Annotated in this window: 15 protein-coding genes; 10 read left to right on the top strand and 5 right to left on the bottom strand. The window is 56.3% G+C overall.

Going from position 1 to position 16,902, the window contains the following annotated elements:
- Positions 1-41: 41 nt before the first annotated feature.
- From R2A130_RS16120 to R2A130_RS17845, 5 genes are all read right to left on the bottom strand, one after another.
- Positions 42-878, bottom strand: a complete 837-nt coding sequence (locus R2A130_RS16120) for an NAD(P)-dependent oxidoreductase (protein ID WP_009465250.1) — start codon at positions 876-878, stop codon at positions 42-44.
- A 17-nt stretch (positions 879-895) separates the two neighbouring features.
- Positions 896-2,113, bottom strand: a complete 1,218-nt coding sequence (locus R2A130_RS16115; protein ID WP_009465249.1) for an FAD-binding oxidoreductase — start codon at positions 2,111-2,113, stop codon at positions 896-898.
- Between the two features lie 46 nt (positions 2,114-2,159).
- The gene (locus R2A130_RS17850; protein WP_009465248.1) at positions 2,160-4,208 is read right to left on the bottom strand and encodes a bifunctional diguanylate cyclase/phosphodiesterase; all 2,049 of its coding nucleotides are present in this window, start codon (positions 4,206-4,208) and stop codon (positions 2,160-2,162) included.
- An 82-nt stretch (positions 4,209-4,290) separates the two neighbouring features.
- A complete protein-coding gene (locus R2A130_RS16105) occupies positions 4,291-4,740 on the bottom strand; it encodes a response regulator (RefSeq protein ID WP_009465247.1) in 450 nt (149 codons plus the stop codon).
- Positions 4,741-4,743: 3 nt separating this feature from the next.
- Positions 4,744-6,654, bottom strand: a complete 1,911-nt coding sequence (locus R2A130_RS17845; RefSeq protein WP_009465246.1) for a PAS-domain containing protein — start codon at positions 6,652-6,654, stop codon at positions 4,744-4,746.
- Positions 6,655-6,996: 342 nt separating this feature from the next.
- Between R2A130_RS17845 and R2A130_RS16095 the strand changes: the two genes are divergently transcribed.
- The 10 genes from R2A130_RS16095 (at position 6,997) to R2A130_RS16050 (ending at position 16,896) form a co-directional block, all read left to right on the top strand.
- Positions 6,997-7,842, top strand: a complete 846-nt coding sequence (locus R2A130_RS16095; protein ID WP_050786205.1) for a metal ABC transporter substrate-binding protein — start codon at positions 6,997-6,999, stop codon at positions 7,840-7,842.
- Positions 7,839-8,720, top strand: a complete 882-nt coding sequence (locus R2A130_RS16090; RefSeq protein WP_009465244.1) for a manganese/iron ABC transporter ATP-binding protein — start codon at positions 7,839-7,841, stop codon at positions 8,718-8,720. The genes R2A130_RS16095 and R2A130_RS16090 overlap by 4 nt, the downstream gene beginning before the upstream one ends.
- Positions 8,721-8,752: 32 nt before the next feature.
- The gene (locus tag R2A130_RS16085; RefSeq protein WP_305803567.1) at positions 8,753-9,583 is read left to right on the top strand and encodes a metal ABC transporter permease; all 831 of its coding nucleotides are present in this window, start codon (positions 8,753-8,755) and stop codon (positions 9,581-9,583) included.
- On the top strand, positions 9,580-10,431 hold the full coding sequence (locus tag R2A130_RS16080; protein WP_009465242.1) for a metal ABC transporter permease: 852 nt from the start codon (positions 9,580-9,582) through the stop codon (positions 10,429-10,431). The genes R2A130_RS16085 and R2A130_RS16080 overlap by 4 nt, the downstream gene beginning before the upstream one ends.
- Entirely contained in the window at positions 10,428-11,495 is a 1,068-nt protein-coding gene (locus R2A130_RS16075) for a dipeptidase (protein ID WP_009465241.1), read from the top strand. The genes R2A130_RS16080 and R2A130_RS16075 overlap by 4 nt, the downstream gene beginning before the upstream one ends.
- Positions 11,496-11,587: 92 nt before the next feature.
- On the top strand, positions 11,588-13,216 hold the full coding sequence (locus R2A130_RS16070) for an ABC transporter substrate-binding protein (RefSeq protein ID WP_009465240.1): 1,629 nt from the start codon (positions 11,588-11,590) through the stop codon (positions 13,214-13,216).
- Positions 13,217-13,232: 16 nt separating this feature from the next.
- Positions 13,233-14,351: an ABC transporter permease gene (locus R2A130_RS16065; RefSeq protein WP_009465239.1), complete on the top strand. Its 1,119-nt coding sequence runs from the start codon at positions 13,233-13,235 to the stop codon at positions 14,349-14,351.
- A 91-nt stretch (positions 14,352-14,442) separates the two neighbouring features.
- The gene (locus R2A130_RS16060; RefSeq protein WP_247869290.1) at positions 14,443-15,291 is read left to right on the top strand and encodes an ABC transporter permease; all 849 of its coding nucleotides are present in this window, start codon (positions 14,443-14,445) and stop codon (positions 15,289-15,291) included.
- A gap of 7 nt (positions 15,292-15,298) precedes the next feature.
- Positions 15,299-16,141, top strand: a complete 843-nt coding sequence (locus R2A130_RS16055; RefSeq protein WP_040306397.1) for an ABC transporter ATP-binding protein — start codon at positions 15,299-15,301, stop codon at positions 16,139-16,141.
- Positions 16,138-16,896: an ABC transporter ATP-binding protein gene (locus R2A130_RS16050; RefSeq protein WP_009465236.1), complete on the top strand. Its 759-nt coding sequence runs from the start codon at positions 16,138-16,140 to the stop codon at positions 16,894-16,896. Before R2A130_RS16055 ends, R2A130_RS16050 begins: the two co-directional genes overlap by 4 nt.
- Positions 16,897-16,902: the final 6 nt, after the last annotated feature.

Genomic DNA, 16,902 nt, shown 5'->3' with positions numbered 1-16,902 from the left:
ACCCGCACATTCCGTTGTAATCCCCGCGAAGGCAGTTGTGACTAGGTCGTCTTCTTATCATCGATAATGTTCAAGCCTGCCGCGCCGCTTTTACCAAGCTCTACTGATGCGAAGGGGCCACCTTGGCACATGTGGCCGATATCCTGCGGGTCCATTGGCGGTTCGTTCGCCAGCACTTCTTCGGCAAACTGCTCCGCATTGTCCTTCGGGCGGTAGCCGAGAAAACTCGATTGAGCGTTATCGACTGGTGCACGATCATTGTTCGATACGCCGTAAATTATAGAAAAGCCCACAATAGGTGTTTCGATACAACGCGTGACCAATTGGATGAGATCATCATAGGACAACCACGAGCCCAGCGCCCGCGCGTTGTTGACCTGTGCGCAGGACAGGATGCGCAGGTGAACGCTTTCGAGGCCACGCTTTTCCCAATACATTGAGCCTAGATCTTCCGCAAAACACTTCGACAATCCGTAAAATGTGTCGGGGCGGTGGGCGACCTTGGTGTCGATGAATTCGTTCTTACGGTACATGCCGACCGAATGGATTGATGAGGCATAGACGACGCGTTTTACCCCATGGCGGTGGGCCGCTTCCCAGATGTTGTAAGCGCCGATAAAGTTCGGGCCGAGCAATTCCTCAAAGGGAGCCTCATCGGGGATCGCACCGAAATGCACCACCATGTCAGCGCCTTCCAGCACCGCCATCATATCATCAACCGAAGCGAGATCGCCCTTCATGTAACGCTCGCCATCGTAGAGTTTGCCGATGTCGTCAAAGATATCCGTCGAGACCAACTCGTCGGCCATTTTGCTGAGCGGCTCGCGCAGGTAGGAGCCGAGGCGGCCTGCTGCGCCAGTGAGAACGATGCGTTTCATGGTGTTCCTTTCGCGGTCTAGATGACCGCTCTTTCTATGATCGGGCGGCCTTCGACAATGCGGTCGTAATGAAAAGACGTCATGTCGAGGCTGCGATATTCGCCATACGTAATCCACTCGGCCGTGCCGCGCCCCATGGCAGGTGATTGCTGCAGGCCGTGGCCTGAAAAACCGTTGAGGAAGATGAAGTTCTTCAACTGCGGATGCGAGCCCATGATGGCATTTTGATCAAACGTGTTCATCGCATAGTGGCCAGCCCATTCGCTGGTCACACGGATGGCTTCAAATTGTGGAATGCGGGTGGCAAGAACGGGCCAGACATGGCTTTGCCAAAGGTCGTGATCCATCGCAAAATCATCATGATCCACTGCGGGATCGACATTGCCATGAGCGCCGCATTGATAAGTTCCACCGCCATTTTCACGCACATGAACGCCGGTTGGATCAATGGTCAGCGGCAGATCACGGTCCAGCGGTTGTTCGGCTGAGAAGACCCATGAGTAACGCTTGCGCGGTTCCACCGGCACGTCGATTCCCGCCATCTGCGCGGTGCGCGCTGCACGGGGGCCGGATGCGTTCACGAGTTTTCCGCAAGCGATGATTTCGCCAGATGCCAGCGTCACGTTGTCGACCGAAGTCCCTGCTGCATTCTTGTTGATCGCCACCACTTCGTTGGACAGATATTCAACACCGCGTTCCCGCGATTGTCGCCGCCACCAGTCGAAGACTGCGCCACCGTCCCAGTAGCCTTCGTCCACCAGATTGATGGAACCAAGGGTAATGTCATCTACATTGTAGAAGGGGTAGGCGGCCTTTATCTCGGCCGCGCTCATTAGCTGCGTTGCGGCACCAGCAGCGAGTTGAACTTTCTGATTGGCCCACAGCACGTCGGCAAAGGCTTTGTTGTTGGCAAGGTACATGTAACCGAAAGAGCGGATGGAAAGTTCGGGAATTCTGGTGTCATCTCCCATAAATGAGCGGATGTTTTTCACAAACTCAGCCGCAAATTGGGAAATATGGACGTTTAATTCCGTCGAAAACTGCTGTCGCATGCAAGAATTGGTGTGGGTGGTGGAAGCCGTGGCGTAAGTCGGGTCACGTTCGACCACCAAGACGGAACCGTCGAAATCAGGATTATCCGTCAGAAACCAAGCGGACGATGCACCCATAATACCACCGCCGATGATGACAACATCATAAGTGCTGCGCGCCGGGAGGGTGGTTTTAGTAGTCATCGTCTGTTTCCGCAGGCGGGGGCCGTTCAGCCCGCGCACTCTGGCATCATGTCGCCTTGGCGCAAGCCGATTTTACAGATTGATTAAAGTTAGCGTTATCGCCTGCGCGGGCCGCGATTGCGTGGCCGTCGAAACCGTCCTGCAACGCGCGTGTGGCTGCGGCATCCAATGGGCGACCGTAGAGATAACCTTGGAACTGGTCACAATCGAGCGCTGCCAAAGCCTCTGCCTGCTCCACCGTTTCAACGCCTTCTGCGATCACCTCAAGGTCGAGACTTCTAGCCAGACTGATACAGGCGCGCACAACAGTCGACAGGCGTTCATCGTTGCCTAGGCCGGAGACGAAGAACCGGTCGATCTTCAAACGGTCAAACGGGAAAGATGCGAGCGTGGTGAGTGATGAAAAGCCGGTACCGAAATCATCAATCGCGAGTGCAACGCCTAGGTCTTTGATGCCTCGCAACACAAAAAGTGCTTTATCAAAGTCATCAATCAGAACGGTTTCTGTGACCTCCAACTCCAACCGCGTTGCGGGCAGGCCGGTTTCCAGAAGGGTGGAATGCACCAAACGGGCGAAGCCCGGGTCGGAGATTTGCGCGGCCGAAATATTGACGCAAACCATAAGGTCGTTTGGCCAACTCACAGCTTCCTGACAAGCTTTGCGTAGAATTGATCGACCGATGATATCTATGAACCCGTTATTCTCGGCCAATTCAATAAATTCGAACGGCGGAACATAACCGCGTTCCGGATCGTGCCAACGGGCAAGCGCTTCGAAGCCTCTCAATTTTCCGCTTCGCGAACAAACTTGCGGTTGGAAATGAGGCTCGATCACATCCGCTTCGACAGCCTCTTTAAGGTCGACCAACAACCTGCGGCGATATCGTGTTTGTTGGTCGATTTCTGAGTTGTAACGCAGATAAGGCACATTGCCGTTGGCCTTGGAGCGGAACATTGCCGTATCTGCATTCGATAGAAGATCACCGACATTTCGTCCGTGTTCCGGGTAGTCGGCAAGGCCGATACTGGCGCGCATGAAGACCTGGCGACCTTCGATAGAGAACGGATCGGCAAACACCGTTTCCAGCCGTGAAATCAAACCCTCGCCGCGATCACTGCTTTCGCAAACCATCACGAATTCATCACCGCCCATACGGCCCAGGAATTCCTTGTTACCGCAGCAACGGTTCATCCGGTGGGAATATTCTTGCAGCAATTTGTCTCCGGCCTGATGACCGTGCACATCATTGATCTCCTTGAACCGGTCAAGATCAAGGATCACCACTGTAAATCCTGTTCCGCCAGCATCGGCTTTTGCCACAGCGTGTTCGAGACGGTGGGTAAGCGCTGCCCGGTTTGGCAGTCCGGTAAGGCTGCAATGCATGGCCATATGGTCTGCGCGTTCAACTGCCCGCTCGCGCTCTTCCAAAGCCCGCGCATGCTCGCTGACATCATGCATCGTTACCACCCGGCGACCATCATCAAGACGGGTGACGGTGGTATCGCAAACCTTGTCAGCTATATTTCGCGGAGCGCTGTCTTCAAGTGCTGACTGCATAAGAGTGGCAATAGCATTTGTGCGGTCTTCTCCACCGTGATGACGCAGCGCCAAAGCCTCAAAGTGACTGTTCCAGATCGCAGGGCTGGAGTCGGTATCAGCAACACAAATAGCTGCTGATACGCTGTCCACCACGGAAGACAGCAAAGCTTGGCGTCGACTGTTGGCGATTGCATATCGGATCGTGCGGTCAAGCAGAGACGGTGACAGGTTGGCCTTGGAAATAAAGTCAGCGGCCCCTGCTTCCAGTGCCAGACGGTCAGCCTCACTGTCGGCCATACCGGTGAGCAGAATGGTGGGAACATCGAAGCCGCGCTCCGGCAAATCAGCGATAAACTGGGTGCCGGTTTCAGCGCCAAGGCGATAGTCGCAAATGATGAGATCAATAGACTGACGCGCCAACACATCCAGCGCTTCCGCCGTCGTTGAACAGCAGTGGTTGATATAGCGCGTGCCAACGACATCATCCAATGTGTCCACCACAAGGAATACATCGTCTGGATCGTCGTCCAGTATCAATATTTCAATAGCCGCCAATTGTGTCCCCTCCGCCCGGAGAATTTGCTTTCATTGTGGGGATGCCTGCCCCTAGCAAGCTTCTCCGCGAATATTTTCTTCCTCAGGCAACCTCTGGAAGGGCCACTATTTCGATCCAATAACGATTCAAAACCTGCACAACCTGAACAAGACCATCGAACGTCACCGGCTTTGTGATGAAGGAATTCACCCCAAGATCGTAGGTGCGAAGAATGTCTTCTTCAGCTTGCGAGGTTGTCAGAACCACCACCGGAATACGTTTTAGAACAGGATCCTTACGGATTTCTTCCAGTGCGGTTCGACCATCCATGCGCGGCATGTTGAGATCGAGCAGAATGATCCCTGGGGTTGGGTGCGCTTCTACATCTGAAAACCCGTTTTCGTTACGCAGATATTCCAACAGCTCGATGCCGTCCTTCACGAAGGCGACCGGATTTTTCAGCATGGCTTCTTCAAAAGCCTCACCGATCATCAGACGGTCGTCTGCGTCATCATCTGCGACAAGAATTGAAATAGGTTTGTTGCGGGACATCAATCAGTCCTCCTCTTTCGGCTGCTTGAGCGGCATGGTCACGGTGAAGGTCGCGCCTTCTCCAATCTCGCCCTGTGCAGAAATGGTGCCATGATGGCGTTCGGCGATCTTGCGGCAGGTGGTCAAACCGATGCCGGTACCGGCATATTCCGAACGTCCGTGAAGACGCTGGAAGATCGTAAAAATCTGTTCAGCAAAGCGGTTCTCGAACCCAATGCCATTATCGCTGAAAACAAGTGTGCAGGTTCGTACCGGCATTCCGGTTTCATCAACTCCGCCCTGCGTGGACGCAGTAATTGACACAACCGGCGTCACATCTTCGCGGGTGAACTTAAGCGCGTTACTAATGAGGTTTTGCATCAGCTGGCGCATCTGGGTGGGATCACCTTCGATGGTCGGCAAGGCGGTAACGTCAACAGACGCTCCGGTTTCTTCAATTCGCACTTGCAGGTCGCTTACGACGCCAGCCACGATAGCCGACAGGTCGATCTCTTCCAGCTTACGCTCCTTGGAAGACACCCGCGAGAAGGCCAGCAGGTCGTTGATGAGTTGGCGCATTCGCCCGGCCGCATCATTGATACGGTCCAGATAATGCTGTCCGCCTTCGGGCAGGTGTTCGCCATGCTTGGTCAATAGCCTGTCGCCGAAAGCTTCGATCTTGCGTAGCGGTTCCTGCAGATCGTGGGACGCCACATAAGCAAAATTTTGCAGTTCAGCGTTGGAGCGTTCCAGCCGTCTGCTGTAGCTGGCGAGGCTGGCCTGTACTTCCAGTTCCGCTGTTATGTCAAAAAACAAGACGATGGAGCCACCGTCCGACATCGGTGTGAAATGGACCTGAATAACGCGGCCATCGGCCATGTAGTATCTAAAGGAATGATGATCAGTACGATTGAGGCTGCTGTTGTAGGCGTTGTGGCTCTCTTCCATCCGTTTTTCGTCAAACAGACCAAGTGTCTTGGTATTCTCAATCAAGGTTTCACGTGCCACGCCGGGCTTGAGAAGCGATGCGGGAAAGCCCAGCATTTCACGGTAGGCCGTGTTGCATGTCACCATACGCTGTTCGCCGTTGAACATTATTACGCCGGTGGGCATTGCCTCCAGTGACTGCTCCATCTGGCGAGTGCGTCGCAGCAGAGCTGCATCGCTGGCGATGACGCGCTCCTCCTGCGCCTTCGATTCAGTAATATCGGACAACGTAAAAATGGTGCTGTTGTCAGACATCAATCGTGCCGCAAAGCGTATCCAGCGCCCGTCCTTCAAAAGGTCATGCGTCGGATCTCCGGGAGAAAGACGTTGGCGCGTAGCAAATTCAACGAATTCTTCTTCATCAATATGATCAAGCTGCACCGCGCCAGAACGGTGAACCGCACGAATAATATCCTCGTGCTGCACACCAACTTTAATATGTGAAGCGATGTGCGGCGACATATCGAGATATCGTTGGTTGAACGCCATCAGAACGCCCGATGAATCGAACACGGCAAAGCCATCCGGCATGTTTTCAAGGGCGGCCATCAACTTTCGCTGGCTTATGCCGCTGGTGCCATGCGCGCCTGCGTAGCCATCTGTTGCCTGCGGCTTTTCTTTAGACGGCATCTCGATAGTTTCGACGACCATGCCGTTGGGCCGTGTGTCACGGGTGATACGGGCAAACTCGCCGGAGCCTGTATCAAAATCTATGCGATCTGTTCTGTTCGATGCCAAACGTGCCAGATCAGTAGTGATAATGGCATGCTGGTTGGCTGCCGGAACAGACATGTTCGTTAAAGTGGCCTCGATGATGGAGCGCATTGACACGCCCGCGCCCGCCTGATCATCGCCAAGTCTGCGATAGTCCCGGAATGTCGGGTTGGAAGAAATGAGCAGCAGATTTTCGTCGAAAACGGCAACGCCGATATCCGAATTCTGAAACATACTCGTGACAGCATGCGCCTGTTCAACACACCTAAGGTGAGCACTCAGCCCGTTTTTTTGTTCCGCCAACATGGCCCGCCACTCCCAGTCATGAAGCGACAGATTATGCTGCTAAGTTAAAGAAACCGTTCATGTAAGTTTTGTCGCTCTTGGTTCGCGAAATGGCTGTTTGGCACACGGCAGGAGGGCGCAGGGTAGAGCTACTTGCTAATCATTCGCAACTGGCTCATTGTTGCCAATCATTCGCAACAAGTGGTTCACGGCATGTCCTTCACGGTCATAAGATTTAGACAATCTGCACGTTTACTAGCGGTACTTTTTTTGACCTCTGTCGGTCTGATTATGTCACATGCTGCGCATTCGGCCGATAAGATGAAGGTCGTCACGACCTTCACGGTCATCGCCGACATGGCGCAGAATGTTGCTGGCGATGCAGCGGATGTGGTGTCGGTCACCAAACCGGGCGCAGAAATTCATGGCTATTCGCCAACGCCGGGTGATCTGGTGCGCGCATCTTCAGCCGATCTGATTTTGTGGAATGGCCTCAATCTTGAACTGTGGTTCGAGCAATTCCTCAGCAATCTCGGCGACGTTCCATCTGCCACAGTGAGCGACGGTATCGAGCCGATTTCGATTGCAGAAGGCGCTTATGAGGGCAAGGCCAACCCACATGCCTGGATCGGGCCAAAAGCGGCACTCATCTATATCGACAACATTCGCGACGCTTTCTCCAAACACGACCCCGACAATGCAGCGGTCTATGCGGCCAATGCCGAAGCCTACAAAGCCAAGATCGAAGCCACCATCGCGCCATTGCGCGAGCGCTTGGCTGCCATTCCCGAAGACAAGCGCTGGCTGGTGTCGTGTGAAGGCGCGTTCAGCTATCTCGCCCGCGATTTCGGCCTGCGTGAACTCTATCTGTGGCCGATGAATGCTGACGCTGTTGGCACGCCGCAGCAAGTGCGCCGGGTGATCGATGCTGTGAAGGAAAACGAAATTCCGGTCGTGTTCTGCGAAAGCACCGTGAACACCGACCCCGCCAAACAGGTGGCGCGCGAAACAGGCGCAGCTTATGGCGGCGAATTGTATGTGGACTCGTTGAGCGAAGCAGGTGGGCCCGTGCCGACCTATCTCGACCTGTTGCGCGTAACGGCCACCACGGTTGCCGATGGTTTGGCCGCAAAGTGAGCCTGACAGAGAAAGCCGCACCCGGCGTTGCGACCCCCGGTCTTGTAACCAATGGCATCGAAGCGACCGGCGTCACTGTCACCTATCGCAACGGCCACACGGCACTGCGCGACGCGAGCTTTGACATTCCGCGTGGCACCATCACCGCGCTGGTGGGTGTGAACGGTGCAGGCAAGTCGACATTGTTCAAAGCAATCATGGGTTTCGTGCCCGCCGCTGCCGGTGAAATTCGCCTGCTCGGCAGAACTGTCCGCGAGGCATTGCGCGAAAATCTCGTGGCCTACGTACCCCAGTCTGAAGAGGTCGATTGGGCCTTCCCCGTGCTGGTGGAAGATGTGGTGATGATGGGCCGCTACGGCCATATGGGCTTTCTGCGCCGCGCGTCTGCCGCAGATCACGCTGCCGTCGATGAGGCGCTCGTGCGCGTTGGCATGTCGGACTTCAAGGAACGCCAGATCGGTGAACTGTCTGGTGGCCAGCGTAAGCGCGTTTTTCTTGCACGCGCTCTGGCGCAAGAGGGGCAGGTGATCCTGCTGGACGAACCTTTTACGGGCGTCGACGTGAAGACCGAAGACCAAATCATCGACTTGCTTCGAGAGCTGCGCGACGAAGGCCGTGTGATGCTGGTCGCCACCCACAATCTTGGTTCCGTACCGGAATTCTGCGACCGCACCGTGCTCGTGAAAGGCACGGTCATCGCCTACGGCCCGACGCCCGAGATTTTCACCCACGACAATCTCGAACTCGCATTCGGTGGCGTGTTGCGACACTTCACGCTTGGCGGAACAGACCTCCACGATGATGATGACGCCCGCGAAATCCGCATCATTACCGATGATGAAAAACCATTCGTCGTTTATGGCGATGACCACAAGTGAGCGTGCTGCTCGACCCCTTTGGCTACAGCTACATGGTCAATGCCATGTGGGTGTCGGCGCTGGTCGGTGGCGTCTGCGCCTTCCTGTCCGCTTATCTGATGCTCAAGGGCTGGTCGCTCATCGGTGACGCGCTGGCCCACTCCGTCGTGCCGGGTGTCGCGGGTGCTTATTTGCTCGGTCTGCCTTTCGCGTTCGGTGCTTTCCTGTCCGGTGGGCTGGCCGCAGGTGCGATGCTTTTCCTGTCCGGCCGGTCGGGTCTGAAAGTGGATGTCATCATCGGCATCATCTTCACGTCGTTCTTCGGGTTAGGGCTGTTCATGGTGTCCATCAATCCGATTTCGGTTTCGGTGCAGACCATCACCATGGGCAACATTTTGGCGATCACACCGTCAGACACATTGCAGCTTGTCATCATTTCCACGGTGTCGCTGGCGATCTTGTTGGCCAAATGGAAAGATCTGCTGGTCGCGTTTTTCGATGAGAACCACGCCCGTTCTATCGGCCTGCGTCCCGATATTCTGAAGGCCGTGTTCTTCGTTCTACTATCCGCCTGCGTTGTGGCTGCGATGCAGACGGTCGGTGCGTTTCTCGTTGTCGCAATGGTGGTGACGCCGGGTGCGACGGCCTACCTGCTGTGTGACCGTTTTCCGCGTCTGCTGATCGTCTCCGTCGCCATGGGCGCTATGACGAGTTTCGTTGGTGCCTATGTCAGCTTCTTTCTGGACGGTGCCACCGGCGGTATCATCGTGTTGCTGCAAACCGCAATCTTCCTTGTCGCATTCGTATTCGCCCCCAAGCATGGCTTGCTGGCAGCACGGGCCAAAGCGCGCGCAGCGCTGCTCCCCGTAGGAGACGCGACATGAACCTCGACACGCTGCTTCTGCCCTTCCAGTTCCCCTTCATGCAGAAGGCGTTCTTCATCGCGCTGTTGATTGCACCGCCCACCGCGCTGCTGTCCTGCTACCTCGTGTTGAAGGGTTGGGCGTTGATGGGGGACGCTGTCAGCCACGCCATCCTACCCGGCGTCGTGCTGGCCTATTTGTTGAATATTCCACTGGTGATCGGAGCCTTCGTCGCTGGCATGGGCTGCGCGTTGCTCACCGGCTATCTGTCCACCAACAGCCGCGTGAAACAGGACACGGTCATGGGCGTCGTGTTCTCCGGCATGTTCGCGCTTGGCATCGTACTTTTCGTCGCCTTCCCGTCAGACGCCCATCTCGATCACATTCTGTTCGGTAACATGCTGGGAATTTCGAGCGATGAACTTTGGACGGCGGGCATTATCGGTGCGGGCGTTTGCGCCGTGCTGCTGCTCAAATGGCGTGACTTTTTGCTCCACGCTTTCGACCCTGCGCAGGCGCAAGCGTCGGGCCTTCGCACCGGCTGGCTGCATTACGGGCTGCTGGCAATTCTGTCGCTCACCATCGTCGCGACACTCGCTTCGGTCGGTCTCATCCTCGCAGTCGCGCTTTTGGTTACGCCGGGAGCAATCGCCTTCCTTCTGGTGCGCAGCTTTGGTTGGATGTTGGTCGTGTCGGTTGCGGTGTGTCTGTTTTCGATGCTCACCGGCATCTATGCCAGCTTCTTCCTCGATGCTGCCTCCGCCCCCACCGTGGTTCTGGTCTTGACCGCAATCTTCATCGCAGCCTTCATTCGCCGTAGCTTGCAGACATCTGCAAACGCCAACCGGCTGATGAAGGACACGACATGAGCGACACCACTCCCCTTGTTTTCGACGGCCACAACGACATCCTCTTGCAGCTTCATCGCGATGACCGTGCAGGGGCGGTGAAGTCATTTCTCGAAGGTAGAAGCGGCGCACTCGACCTGTCGCGTATGAAGGCAGGCGGCTTCGGTGGCGGATTTTTCGCTCTCTACGTGCCCAGCGTCGGAGATATGGTGCTGTCCATCGACGATCGCATCGACGCTATGTGCGAGCCGAGTTTCGATCTGCCGCTTCCGCCGATGCTCGACCAAGCAGAAGCCTTGGTATGCTGCATGGAGCAGACCGCTATTCTGCTCGACCTCGAACGCACCGGCACGCTGAAAATCTGCCGCACAGTTTCCGAAATCCGCACGTGCATGGCGAGTGGCATCATTGCAGCAATCCTTCACATGGAGGGTGCGGAAGCCATCGACCGTGATTTCGCATCGTTGGAAGTGTTGTACACCGCAGGTCTGCGCTCAATCGGTCCGGTCTGGAGCCGCCCGACGATCTATGGTGAAGGCGTGCCGTTCCGCTACCCCTCTGACGGCAATATCGGCAGCGGGTTGACCGAGGACGGCATTCGCCTCGTCGAACACTGCAACGCCCGCGGCATCATGATCGACTGCGCGCATTTGAATGAAGCAGGTATTCGCGACGTGGCGAAACATTCCGATGCGCCCATCGTCGCCACCCATTCCAATGTCCACGCCATCTGTGCATCATCGCGTAATCTCACCGATGAACAGCTCGGCATCATCGCAGATAGCGACGGCATGGTGGGCTTGAATTTTGCGGTCTCCTTCCTGCGCGAAGATGGCCGCAAGTTTGCCGACACGCCACTGGATACATTGCTCAAACATCTCGATCATCTGATCGAACGGATAGGCGAAGACCGCGTTGGTTTTGGTTCGGATTTCGATGGCGCCCTTATTCCTGAAGAGATGGGCGATGTGACCGGGCTTGTCCCACTTCGTAAAGCGATGCGAAACCACGGCTACGATAGTGCGCTCATGGAAAAACTTTGCAATGCCAATTGGATGCGCGTCTTAGAGAACACTTGGAAATAGAGGTATGAAATAAACGCACCGGGCGGGCTTCCAAACTGGTCCGATCTGTATCACGCTTCGCGCAGGTCAATCACCAAACGAGGTAACGCACCATGACGATCACCACAAAACGCACCTTCACCAAGCTGCTCACCGCGACGGGCCTGACGCTCGGTCTCGGCCTTTCTGCTGCCACCGTTCCGCTAAATGCGGGTTGGGCGCAGACGCCGGATAACATGTTGGTGATCGCTAACCGCATCGATGACATCACCACGCTGGACCCTGCTGAAAGCTTCGAATTTGCTGGTGCAGATGTGATCCGGAATATCTACGGCAAGCTGGTCAACTTCGATCCCACCGATCTCGATGCAGGCTTCCAGCCGGACATCGCGGAAAGCTGGACCGTCTCCGAAGACGGCAAAACCATCACCTTCACCATCCGCGAAGGCATGAAGTTCACTTCCGGCAATCCCGTGCGCGCCGAAGACGCAGCCTTCTCGCTGCGCCGTGCGGTGAAGCTAGACAAGACACCGGCATTCATTCTCACGCAGTTCGGTTTCACAGCCGAGAACGCTGATGATGTGATCACGTTTGACGGCAACACGGTGTCCATCACCACCGACAAAAAATACGCCACGTCTTTCGTGCTCAACTGCCTCACGGCCACCATCGGCGCTATCGTCGACAAGGAAACAGTGATGGCCAATGAGGCCAACGGCGATATGGGCAACGAGTGGTTGAGGACCAACTCCGCCGGTTCATACGCCTACAAGTTGGACAGCTGGAAGCCTTCTGATTCTGTCACCATGTCAGCCAACCCGGACTTCTACCTCGGCGCACCTGCCATGCAGCGCGTTATCGTGCGGCACATTCAGGAATCCGCCACACAGCGCCTACAGCTGGAGCGTGGCGATATCGATATCGCCCGCAACTTGAACCCTGAAGATGTAGCTGCCGTCACCGGCAAAGATGGCATAGCTGTGGAGTCAGAACTGCGCGGTCGCCTGATGTATATGTCCTTCAACCAGCAGCGCGCGCCGGAATTGCAGAACCCGAAGGTGCTGGAAGCGATCAAATATCTGATCGATTATAAAGGCATGCAGGACTCGTTCCTGAAGGGCCAATACGTCATTCACCAGTCGTTCTTGCCATCGACCTATTTCGGACAGATCGACGACAAGCCGTTCTCCTACGACCCTGAAAAAGCCAAGGCGCTCCTCGCCGAAGCTGGTGTCGGTGAATTCGAAATTGAAATCGGTGTGCGTGAAGCGCAGGAGCGTGTGGAAATCGCGCAATCCGTGCAGAACACGTTCGCGCAGGCTGGTATCAAGGTGAACATCACCATCGGTACCGGTAAGCAGGTTCTCACCCGCTACCGCGCCCGCGAACTCGACGTTTATCTGGGCGCTTGGGGACCGGACTATCCCGATCCACAAACCAACGCAGGCACCTTCGCCTACAACCCGGACAACGCTATCGAAGCCAAGGCTACAGGTCTTCTCGCATGGCGTAACGCTTACGACCCGGGCGAATTGAACGGAATGGTGGAAGCTGCAGTTACCGAAACAGACATCGACAAACGTCGTGGCATGTACGAAGAAATGCAGCGCATTCACCAGAAGACCGCGCCCTTCGCCGTGATGTTCCAGCAGATCGAGCAGTACGGCAAAAAGGCCAACATCTCCGGCCTTACGCTGGGCGGCGCCATCACTGCTGCCGGCTACTGGAAGGTGACGAAGTAAGCGCACTGTCACCGATATGAGCGACACCACCACCGACATCGAAGGGGGCGGCCAACGGCTGCCCTTTTCGCCTACCGGTTCTCCGGCAGGCGCGCCGGATGCCACTCCTGCCTGGGAGCGCGTGGGCGGCATCGGTCTGAAAATACTAACCACCATAGGCTCCATTGCGGTCACCATGGTGGGGCTTCTATTTCTCACTTTCATCATCGGACGGGTCATGCCCATCGACCCGATCATTGCGGTGTTGGGTGAGCGGGCGTCCGGTTCTGCCTATGAAGCAATGCGTTTGGAAATGGGTCTCGACAAACCCATCATCGTGCAGTTCGGCTATTATCTTTGGGATGTCATGCGCGGCGATTTCGGCGTCAGCCGTCTGACCGCACGCCCCGTTTTCGACGACATCGTTCGCGTTTTCCCCGCCACTTTCGAACTCGCCACAATCGGCACCATCATCGGCGTCGTGCTTGGTGTGCCGCTGGGTGTGTTGGCCGCGGTGAAGAAAGGAACATGGATCGATCACGTCTCCCGCGTCGTCGCGCTAGTCGGTTACTCCATGCCGATCTTTTGGCTGGGCCTCGTCGGGCTTCTGGTCTTTTACGGCATTTTGGGTTGGGTCGGCGGGCCGGGACGACAGGGTATTTTCTTCGTGGATATCGTGCCGACCGTGACAGGGCTGATCCTCATCGACTCCCTGATCGACGGCAAAATCGATGTCTTCTGGGATGCCGTATCCCACATCATTTTGCCTGCCTCGATCCTTGGCTATTTTTCCCTCGCCTATATCAGCCGCATGACGCGCTCTTTCATGCTGGAGCAGCTGTCTGCCGAATACATCACCACCGCGCGTGTGAAGGGTATGAGTGAATGGGCGGTCGTTTGGCGGCACGCTTTCGGCAACATCAAAGTGCCGCTCATCACCGTAATTGCGCTGTCCTATGCGGGCTTGCTCGAAGGTTCAGTGCTGACGGAAATCATCTTCTCTTGGCCGGGCATTGGCAGCTACATCACGACCGCACTGCTGTCAGCAGACATGAATGCAGTGCTCGGTGGCACTGTTGTTGTCGGTCTCGTTTTCGTTCTGCTCAACGTCTTTTCCGACCTGCTCTACAAGGTGTTCGATCCCCGTGCCCAATAGTGTGCCCAATAGCGTTGCCGATACACCAACAAGCGAAACATGGCGCGAGTGGCTGAACACCGACACGCCGCGCTCGCGTTTTCAGGCGCGAATGGGTGCGCTATGGCGCGGTTTCACGCGCATGACGAGCAACAAGCTAACCCTGTTCGGTATGCTGATCCTCGTCTTCCTCGTGCTGGTCGCTGCCTTCGCGCCATTGCTCGCGCCGCACGATCCTTACGCGCAAGATCTCGGCAAACGCTTGCTACCGCTTTTTAGTGATGGCCATGTCTTTGGAACGGATTCGCTTGGCCGCGATATCCTCTCCCGTGTCATCTACGGCTCGCGGATTACTCTCTATATCGTCGCACTTGTTGCGTTGATCGCCCCTGTCGCCGGTTTACTTGTGGGCACGGCCTCAGGCTATTTCGGCGGTGTAGTCGATGTTGTGCTGATGCGTGTCACTGACGTCTTTCTCGCCTTTCCCCGTCTCGTTCTGGCTCTGGCTTTCGTGGCAGCCCTTGGTGCGGGTATCGAGAATGCCGTGATTGCAATTTCCCTCACCGCGTGGCCGCCCTACGCTCGGATCGCCCGTGCGGAAACGCTGACGATCCGGCAGGCAGATTATATCGCCGCCATACGCCTGCAGGGCGCGGGCGCGTTTCATATCATCACCAAACACATCTGGCCGCTGTGCGTATCGTCGCTCATCGTGCGCGTGACGCTCGATATGGCGGGCATCATTCTGGCCGCTGCCGGTCTCGGCTTCCTTGGCCTTGGCGCGCAACCGCCTTCGCCGGAATGGGGCGCGATGATTTCCGAAGGTCGCAAGTTCATCCTTGATCATTGGTGGGTGGCCACCATTCCGGGCCTTGCCATCTTCCTCGTGTCGCTCGGCTTCAACCTGCTGGGTGATGGTCTGCGCGATGTGTTGGACCCGAAGAGTTCTTCTGATGATTGAGGGGGTGATGACTGACGCACCGCTGCTCGATGTAAAGGGGCTGAACGTCACCTTCCCAACGCGCGATGGTGGTATTTTTCATGCCGTGCGCGATTTGGGTTTTACGCTGGGGCGTGAACGCCTTGGCATCGTGGGCGAAAGCGGCTCCGGCAAATCCATGACTGGTCGAGCAATCCTTCGCCTCGTGCGTCCGCCAGGAAAAGTCATCGCTGACCATATCAATCTGGAAGGCCAGAACCTGCTCGATCTCTCCGAGCGAGACATGCGCAAGGTGCGCGGCCAACGAATTTCCATGGTCATGCAGGACCCGAAATTTTCGCTCAATCCTGTGATGACAGTCGGCAATCAGATCGTCGAGGCTTACCGGCTGCACGCCTCTGTTTCCAAGAAACAGGCGAAACAAAAAGCGCTGGAAATGTTGGAAGCGGTTGCCATCCGTGACCCCGAACGGGTGTTCCGTGCCTACCCGCACGAAATGTCCGGCGGCATGGGCCAGCGCATTATGATCGCGATGATGCTGGTACCCGACCCCGAAATTCTGATCGCGGACGAACCGACTTCAGCGCTCGATGTGTCCGTGCAGGGCGACGTTCTTCGCATCATGGACAAGCTGGTGAAGGAGCGCGGCATGGGGCTGATTTTCATCAGCCACGATCTCAACCTCGTCTCCGCCTTCTGCGACCGTATTCTCATAATGTATGCTGGGCGGGTGGTCGAAACCTGCGAAGCGGGTAAGCTGCATGAGGCAACCCACCCTTACACGCGCGGTTTGCTCAACTCGCTGCCCCGCCTTGATGAACCACGTGAGCGCCTTGATGTTTTGCAACGCGACCCAAGTTGGTCCGCATGAGCGCTGCTATCGAAACACGAGAGCTGAACGTCTGGTTCGGCAAGGGTCGCGACCGTGTAGATGCCGTGCGCGATGCAAATCTCATCGTGCCGCAAGGAACGTCGCACGGTATCGTCGGTGAATCAGGCTCAGGTAAGTCCACCATTTTGCGGGCGTTGGTCGGGTTGGTGCCCACCGTATCCGGCGAGATGATTATCGAAGGAACATCGGTTACCACACCGCGCAACGGAGCTTTCTACAAGACCGTCCAGATGGTGTTTCAAGACCCCTACGCTTCTCTGCATCCGCGCCACAGCGTGGACCAGGTTTTGAACGAAACGCTGAAACTTCACGGCTTTGGCGACCGCGAAGACCGCGTGCTGCAATTGCTGAAAGACGTGGGCCTCGGTGAGGCTTTCCGTTTTCGCTTTCCCCATCAGCTATCCGGCGGCCAGCGCCAGCGCGTAGCCATCGCGCGCGCACTGGCACCCCAGCCCGATATTTTGTTGCTGGACGAACCAACTTCGGCGCTCGATGTTTCGGTGCAGGCCGAAATTCTCAATCTACTGGTCGACCTGCGCGCCGAACGATCGCTGACCTATGTCATGGTCAGCCACGATCTAGCTGTGGTCGCTCATCTGTGCGGTGAGGTGTCGGTGATGCAAAACGGCGTCATTGTGGAAACATTGCCGGTCGAGAAACTGCGCCGGCTGGAAGCCGATCACGACTACACGAAACACCTGCTGAAAGCGTCAGCCGACACCGGCCACGCCTGACTTTGC

The sequence above is a fragment of the Ahrensia sp. R2A130 genome (assembly GCF_000179775.1).
In the GTDB taxonomy this organism is placed as follows: domain Bacteria; phylum Pseudomonadota; class Alphaproteobacteria; order Rhizobiales; family Rhizobiaceae; genus Pseudahrensia.
This window is presented reverse-complemented; position numbering and strand designations above follow the sequence as displayed.

Excerpts from the sequence above, each read along its gene's own strand:
- R2A130_RS16120 (WP_009465250.1), bottom strand. The coding sequence starts at position 878 with ATGAAACGCATCGTTCTCACTGGCGCAGCAGGCCGCCTCGGCTCCTAC.
- R2A130_RS16115 (WP_009465249.1), bottom strand. The coding sequence starts at position 2,113 with ATGACTACTAAAACCACCCTCCCGGCGCGCAGCACTTATGATGTTGTC.
- R2A130_RS16105 (WP_009465247.1), bottom strand. The coding sequence starts at position 4,740 with ATGTCCCGCAACAAACCTATTTCAATTCTTGTCGCAGATGATGACGCA.
- R2A130_RS17845 (WP_009465246.1), bottom strand. The coding sequence starts at position 6,654 with ATGTTTCAGAATTCGGATATCGGCGTTGCCGTTTTCGACGAAAATCTG.
- R2A130_RS16095 (WP_050786205.1), top strand. The coding sequence starts at position 6,997 with ATGTCACATGCTGCGCATTCGGCCGATAAGATGAAGGTCGTCACGACC.
- R2A130_RS16085 (WP_305803567.1), top strand. The coding sequence starts at position 8,753 with ATGGTCAATGCCATGTGGGTGTCGGCGCTGGTCGGTGGCGTCTGCGCC.
- R2A130_RS16080 (WP_009465242.1), top strand. The coding sequence starts at position 9,580 with ATGAACCTCGACACGCTGCTTCTGCCCTTCCAGTTCCCCTTCATGCAG.
- R2A130_RS16075 (WP_009465241.1), top strand. The coding sequence starts at position 10,428 with ATGAGCGACACCACTCCCCTTGTTTTCGACGGCCACAACGACATCCTC.
- R2A130_RS16070 (WP_009465240.1), top strand. The coding sequence starts at position 11,588 with ATGACGATCACCACAAAACGCACCTTCACCAAGCTGCTCACCGCGACG.
- R2A130_RS16065 (WP_009465239.1), top strand. The coding sequence starts at position 13,233 with ATGAGCGACACCACCACCGACATCGAAGGGGGCGGCCAACGGCTGCCC.
- R2A130_RS16060 (WP_247869290.1), top strand. The coding sequence starts at position 14,443 with ATGGGTGCGCTATGGCGCGGTTTCACGCGCATGACGAGCAACAAGCTA.
- R2A130_RS16055 (WP_040306397.1), top strand. The coding sequence starts at position 15,299 with ATGACTGACGCACCGCTGCTCGATGTAAAGGGGCTGAACGTCACCTTC.
- R2A130_RS16050 (WP_009465236.1), top strand. The coding sequence starts at position 16,138 with ATGAGCGCTGCTATCGAAACACGAGAGCTGAACGTCTGGTTCGGCAAG.